Origin of the sequence: uncultured Catenibacterium sp. (genome assembly GCF_900540665.1) — a bacterium.
In the GTDB taxonomy this organism is placed as follows: Bacteria; Bacillota_I; Bacilli_A; order Erysipelotrichales; family Coprobacillaceae; genus Catenibacterium.
On record NZ_UQGV01000092.1, the window covers coordinates 1 to 7,095 of the forward strand.

7 protein-coding genes are annotated in these 7,095 nt (G+C 32.1%); 3 read left to right on the forward strand and 4 right to left on the reverse strand.

Annotated elements, in window-relative coordinates; translation table 11 throughout:
- Both yaaA and QZQ55_RS10030 read left to right on the forward strand, forming a co-directional pair.
- Positions 1-690 (forward strand): peroxide stress protein YaaA (gene yaaA / locus QZQ55_RS10025; RefSeq protein ID WP_295092961.1); only part of this gene is annotated, 690 nt, incomplete at its 5' end.
- Positions 683-1,696, forward strand: a complete 1,014-nt coding sequence (locus tag QZQ55_RS10030) for a CapA family protein (RefSeq protein WP_295092962.1) — start codon at positions 683-685, stop codon at positions 1,694-1,696. The genes yaaA and QZQ55_RS10030, both read left to right, overlap by 8 nt.
- Before the next feature lie 23 nt (positions 1,697-1,719).
- Here the strand turns inward: QZQ55_RS10030 and QZQ55_RS10035 are convergent, their stop codons facing one another.
- Complete coding sequence (locus QZQ55_RS10035) at positions 1,720-2,586, reverse strand: radical SAM protein (protein WP_295092964.1); 867 nt, start codon at positions 2,584-2,586, stop codon at positions 1,720-1,722.
- Between the two features lie 255 nt (positions 2,587-2,841).
- Entirely contained in the window at positions 2,842-3,777 is a 936-nt protein-coding gene (locus QZQ55_RS10040; RefSeq protein ID WP_295092966.1) for a GTP-binding protein, read from the reverse strand.
- 175 nt (positions 3,778-3,952) lie between these two features.
- Between QZQ55_RS10040 and bsh the strand changes: the two genes are divergently transcribed.
- Positions 3,953-4,927: a choloylglycine hydrolase gene (gene bsh, locus QZQ55_RS10045; RefSeq protein WP_295092968.1), complete on the forward strand. Its 975-nt coding sequence runs from the start codon at positions 3,953-3,955 to the stop codon at positions 4,925-4,927.
- A gap of 123 nt (positions 4,928-5,050) precedes the next feature.
- On the opposite strand, the gene QZQ55_RS10050 is transcribed toward bsh, so the two are convergent.
- Both QZQ55_RS10050 and QZQ55_RS10055 read right to left on the reverse strand, forming a co-directional pair.
- Complete coding sequence (locus QZQ55_RS10050) at positions 5,051-5,764, reverse strand: MurR/RpiR family transcriptional regulator (RefSeq protein WP_295092970.1); 714 nt, start codon at positions 5,762-5,764, stop codon at positions 5,051-5,053.
- A 179-nt stretch (positions 5,765-5,943) separates the two neighbouring features.
- Positions 5,944-6,783, reverse strand: coding sequence for a helix-turn-helix transcriptional regulator (locus tag QZQ55_RS10055; protein ID WP_295092972.1), 840 nt, complete (start codon positions 6,781-6,783; stop codon positions 5,944-5,946).
- Positions 6,784-7,095 lie beyond the last annotated feature (312 nt).

Genomic DNA, 7,095 nt, shown 5'->3' on the forward strand with positions numbered 1-7,095 from the left:
GATGCTTCTATCACTCCTACTACACCTTATTTTCTTGAAGAGTCTCATATATTAGAAGAGAAACTTAAGAGTATGTCCTATGAGGATTTACGGAAACTATGGAAAACAAATGAATCATTAACACACAAATGTTTTGAGGAACTAGAGAAACGTCAGTATCAGACACCTACTTGTGCGATTTATGCTTATGATGGGATTGCGTTTAAGTATCTTCATCCTTTTTCTATGAGTGATGAAGAGAGAAGTTATTTAAATAATCATTTACGTATTTTATCAGGGATGTATGGTGTTTTAACTCCTACTGATGGCATTGTCCCCTATAGACTAGAAATGGGTGTTAAATCGCTTAATTTGTATGAATACTGGGGAAGTAAGATATATGAATCACTTGATGATCATGTCATCATTAATCTCGCATCTAAAGAGTATTCTAAATGTATCACTGATTACTTAACAGGTGAAGACCAGTGTATTGAGATACAGTTTCTAAGAAATATTAAAGGCGTATTAAAGCAGCAGGCTACCTATGCTAAAATGGCTAGAGGGGCAATGATCTCTTATATGGCTAAAGAAAAGGTAGAAAACATAGAGGACTTAAAGAAGTTTAATGATTTAGACTTTGTATTTGATGAAAAGCTATCTAATGATTATTGTTTTGTATTTGTACAAGGGAGAAATGAAAATGAATAAGTTTTTAAAAGGTTTTGTATGTGCACTTCTTATATTAAGTACTGGATGTGCTAAAGAAGATAAGAAAGAAGCACCAAAGAAAACTAAGAAAAAGACAGAAGAAACAGCACAAGTAACCAATACCGATATTACTATGTCTTTTGTAGGTGATATGACTTTAGGAAATTATGCAGGACAACCTTATGAGGGGTCTTTTGATCAGGAATATGTAAAACAGGGTAATAATCCTGATTATTTCTTAAAGAATGTAAAGAGTGTTTTTGAACAGGATGATTTAACTATTGCGAATTTAGAAGGTCCTTTAACTGATGAAGAGAAGCACGTGATTAAATCATTCCCATTTAAAGGTAAGAAGGAATATGCAAAGATTTTAACTAATAGTAGTATTGAGGCTGTCACAGTCGCAAATAACCATTCTATGGACCGTTATCAAAAAGGGATGGATGATACCAAAGCCACTCTAGATGAATACGGTGTGGGCTATTTTGGTTATCAGAAGAGTTATATTAAAGAAGTAAAAGGAATTAAATTCGGTTTTCTTGGCTATGCATTTCCTAATGCTGTATCAGATGATATGAAGAATGCGATTACTGAATTAAAGAAGAAAACTGATTTTGTGATTGTTTATTACCATTGGGGTATTGAAAGAAATTATAGTCCTACTCAGGGACAGAGAGATATAGCTCATGCCACTATTGATGCAGGAGCAAATATGGTAGTAGGAAGTCATCCTCATGTATTAGAAGGAATTGAAACATATAAGGATTCCCCTATTGTATATAGTTTAAGTAATTTCTGTTTTGGTGGTAATAGAAATCCAAGCGATAAGGATTCTATGATCTACCAGCAGACATTCCATTTTACAAATAAGAAGATTACAAGTATGGAACATAAGATTATTCCATGTATGATTTCTTCTGTAAAATATCGTAATAACTATCAGCCTATTATTGCGAATGGACAAGATGCAGAACGTATACTTAAAAAAGTGAATACAATACAGTAAAAAACTGGACCGTGGTCCAGTTTTTAGATGAAATCCAATAAGTTCAATCTATAATCTTCGTATGTACGAAGATAGTCAAAGATTTCTTCATGGTTGTGCATGATACCATTTTTTTCACATACTTGATGGAATATACGCATCAACTGTTTATTTTGTGGACTAGAGAGAATATAGCTATTTCCATATTTATTGATATACTTCTCTTTAAGTCCTGGAAAGTGTTGATCTAGCTTAGAATAGAAATATTCTCTATTGCCTTCTCTTAATGTAACACCCATATCAAAGCATATAATACCTTTTACATGAGCCTTGATGCAGTAATCAAGTATTCCTCTTAAGTTTTCTTCATCATCATTAATAAACGGAAGAATAGGTGTCAGCCAGACAATAGTCGGTATACCTTCTTTTTGAAGAGCGAGTAATGTTTCAAAACGTTCTTTAGTTGTTGAGACATTGGGTTCTAGCTTTTTACACAGTTCTTCATCATAAGTAGTGAGAGTCATCTGAATGACACATTTAGAATGCAATTGGATAGATTTCAATACATCTATATCTCTTAATACACGTGATGATTTAGTAATCAGCGTGACTCCAAAACCATTTCTATCAATGATTTCTAATGCTCTTCTTGTATACAACAATTGATCTTCTAAGGGAATATAGGGATCTGTCATAGCTCCCATGCCAATCATGCATGGTTTTCTTTTCTTTCTCAAAGAAGCATCTAAGAGTTCTAATGCATTCTCTTTGACTTCTATATCTTCAAAAAGATGATCCATATGATAGCAGTCACTTCTAGAATCACAATAGATACACCCATGTAAACACCCTCTATAGAGATTCATTCCATTGTTGGAGGATAGAATACCTTTTACATTCTTATAATGCATATTACTCCCTTTCTAAGCAAATGAGACTATTTGTATAATGACATCTTTTTAAAATGTAAATATAATGATACTGAAAAGAGATTTCCCACTCTTTTCTACCCTTCGAGGTCAGCAACCATTCCCTTCTTATGCTGACCTTTTTATTTTTTCTTTACATAGAATTGGTTTATTCATTACCTTATATCAATATACTATAGATGATGAAGATATGTGATCCCCATCATATTCTATAAATATCACTTCATCAATTGCCAGCTATGCTGGTTTTTTAATATATTCTTCTATTTTCTCTTTATTTAATGCTTCACCTATCACAATAATGATTTCCTGACCCTTTGCGATCATTTCAGTTGTAATCTGGTCTTTTGTGGCATTAAGCTCAATCCATTGATTATCTTCAGGAATAAAGCCTTTTATTCTAAATACTTTACCACATAGAGGATCATTAAAAATAGAATGAGTCGCAGTAATAAGCTGTTCTTTACTGATAGGCTGATTCATAAAGAACATTGTAGAAAATGCTTCTTCTTTCTTAAAGAACATCTTGATAAAGCCTTCTAATTCATAACCAGAATGAAGAATAGAATTAAAGTCATCATTATTGAGTGTTTCTAAATCAAGACAGTCTTCTTTATTGAATCTTCTTTTACATTTAATAAGAGACATTGTGTTATTTAAATGTGTGATTGTGTTATTGATTTCTTCTTCTGTTGCTTCGTTACAACGGCTTAGAATGATTTTTCCAGCATCTGCAACCTGACAGCCTAGCAAGTAATCTGATTGCTTAGAGAGGCTGTTTTCGAGTTTAGAATTCACTAAAGCAATCACATTACCAATCTCATACCATTTATCTAATGGTTCTTCATGGAGTACATCAAAGAATTCATCTACATCATAGATTCCTGATGGTTCTACAAGAATTCTATCAAACCCTCTCATACCCATAGAAATAAGTTTTGTCTTAAAACGACGTCTATGACAGTCTAAATCTCCTCCACCAGTCACCATTTCTAGTTCGCATTGGTCTCCTAATGCGTCTTCAAGTACCATCATATCTACATTAATAGCGCCAAAGTCATTTTCTAATATTGCGATATGAAGCCCTTGATTAATTAAATACTGGGCATATTTTTTTATAAATGTTGTTTTTCCTGATCCTAGGAATCCTGTAATTAAATCTACTTGTACCATAATCCACCTCTTGTTTTTTATTATAAATTGATATCATGTTTTGTCAAACAGTTCACATTAGCGACATATAAGAGACATAGAATACTCACTAGGAACTATGTGTAATTATGTCAAACTATGGACTTAACATACCTATATGTTTGTGTTAGGATGCAAATCAAAGGGGGCAGCGAATATGTGTACTGCTGCATTTTTTAAAGATAAAGATTGTTATTTTGGAAGAAATCTTGATTATGAGTTTTCTTATGGTGAACAGATTGTTGTAACACCTAGACAATTTAAGTATGGTTTTAGATTTGCATTGGAACCTGATGATAAGTATGCGCTTATTGGAATGGCTCATGTAAGTGATGGATATCCATTATATTATGATGCAATGAATGAAAAAGGATTAGGTATGGCTGGCTTAAATTTTGTAGGTAATGCCTATTTTAATCCTGTAGTAGAGAATAAGACAAATGTATGTTCTTTTGAATTTATTCCTTGGATCTTATGTCAGTGTGAAACAGTTGATGAAGCAATTAAACTAATTAATGAAATGAATCTATGTGATACACCTTTTAGTGCATCATTCCCACCTGCTTCACTTCATTATATGATCAGTGATTCAAATAAGACTATTACTGTAGAAGTAATGAAGGATGGTGTACATATTTATGATAATCCTGTAGGTGTACTGACTAATAATCCACCTTTTGATAAACAGATGTTTAATTTAAATAATTATATGTATCTTTCTACTAAACAGCCTGAAAATACTTTTTCTAAAGATGTAAACTTATCTACATATAGTAGAGGTATGGGTGCATTAGGATTACCTGGTGACTTATCATCAGCATCTCGTTTTGTCCGCGTCGCATTTACTAATATGAATGCAACTAAAGGATTAAATGAACAGGAAAATGTCAGTCAGTTCTTCCATATTCTTGGTTCAGTAGAACAGCAGAAAGGATTATGTGAAGTATCTGAAGGTAAGTACGAATATACTATTTATACTTCTTGTTGTAATTTAAATAAAGGTATTTACTATTACTCTACTTATCATGGTCATACTATTAAAGCTGTGGATATGCATAAGACAGATCTAGACAATAAAGATTTGACATGTTATCCAATGATTGATGAAGAAGTATTCTTTGAACAGAATTAAATAGGAACGCGCTAAAGGGCAGTCATCTGACTGCCCTTTACACGTGGAAACCCCCAATAATTAAAGCGATTTTTTATTGACCCCCCCTTAAAAATTAAAGGTTCCATATAATATATTATGATACTATTTTATTACTTCATCCGTTGATTTTTCTAGTGTATAAAGCATTGGCACTCCAGATTCAACTTGTCCAACCTTCATAATTCCATTAGAAGCATAAATAATCAAATCACATAATTGACTAAACTTACCTACATTTGCAAATGAAACCATAATAATAGTATAATTTTTACTCTTATATTTATTGATTTGATCAAATATCTTTTTCTGATAAAAACTATTATAAATGATTAAAATAACGGCATGGGTTCCTTCTGGTACTTCTAATATGGGATAGTTGACATCATCGATGCCATAACAATAAACCCCTGCTCGACAAAAACGACGGGCAGTATATTTCGCAATATCCCTACATACACCTAAACCTAGAATTTGAAATGAATCAGCACCTCTAATCAGATCAGCTGCTTTTTTAAGTTTATCAAGATAGTCATTAGATTTTATATGCTCCATAAAACCTGCGATATCACTTATTTCATTATTTTCTGCCTTATCCTGCTGTTCATAAAACTCTTTGGTCTTATACTTTAATTCTGAAAAGCCTGAAAATCCCATCTTCTTACAAAAGCGCATAACAGTAGCTGTTGAAACATGTACTTCATCTGCTAACTCGCGAACGCTTAGATTTAATATGTGCTTCATATTTTTCACTATATAATTATAAACACACATTTCTGCCTCATTCAAATTCTCAACTTGACTATACGCAAATATCACAGCTTCATCCTCCTTCCTTTTTTCTTTACTCTATCTTATTTTAAACCACTTTCATTTATTTTTCATTCGATATGACCATTTTTTAGAAAAAAAAAAAAAAAAAAAAAGGAAATTCAGTTATTATACAAACACCAATGGATTTGTTGCTTTTCTTTTTTTCGCAAAAAAACTGATTATAATTAATCAGCTTTTATTACGAGTTCACCCATAATTCCATTGAGTTCTATTTGATTGCCTGACTTCTCATCTAGGTCGCCTTCATAGATAATCTTTGTTTTAATGCCTTTAGTAATTGTATTGAATAGACATGGAGATGTGATAATAAGGTGTGATGCACTACGTACTGCATTGAGGTCTAGTTTACCATCAATTTCATCTATATTAATAGTCATATCAATATTGCAGTCTATTTCTATATGTCCGTGAATGTCTAAAAGATCAAGTGATGACGTTTTAATATCTAGTTCTATAGAATCAGAATGAATATGAGAAACAGACATACTCGTAGGCAACACATTGCATTCTAACTTATGAATATACTGCATAGGCAATAATATTGAAACATTGACGTCTCTTCTTTGATCTTTTGTGACATATTCTTTTGTATCTAAGTCTATATCAAGTCGTGCTTTGTTTTCATCTAATTTGATTTTGAAATCCTTCTGTAATCCTTTATAGATTGAAGAAGAAAGTTGTATGATTAGTTTTTCTCCTTCGTAACCTTCTATAGTCACTTTTCCAAGAATTCCTAGATTAATATCAAAGTCCTTCAACACATCAATATCATATTCAATTTTACTTTCATGTAATGATTGAACATGATGATTTGATGATAAGAGTGTATCAATAGAAATATGAAATAGCTTAGCAAGTGTTTGAATATTATCAATATCCGGTATTCCTGTATCTGTTTCCCATTTAGTCACTGCCTGCCTTGATACACCTATCTTATCACCCAACTCTGCTTGGGATAAATTTAATTGTGTACGGTAATACTTAATTGTTTCTCCTAATGTCATTCATTTGTCCTCCTCATTCAAAGTATAGTTATCTTATACTTTTTTACAAGAAAGCGTCCGTATCAATCATACAAATATATGCTACGTAGCGTGTCATTTCTATTTAATTTTCAATACAATCATCGTTGTCATCACTAAAGTGATAACCAAACTACTAATGACAAAATAAATCATAGCAACCACCTCATTGCTATAATATGTTAATTCATCTTATATGACTATAATTCGCGCATAAGATGCATCATTTCATGCATAAGAATAGGGTAGACGAGAAAAAGTGTCAATTCTAGGAAAAATCACTAATTCTGCGCC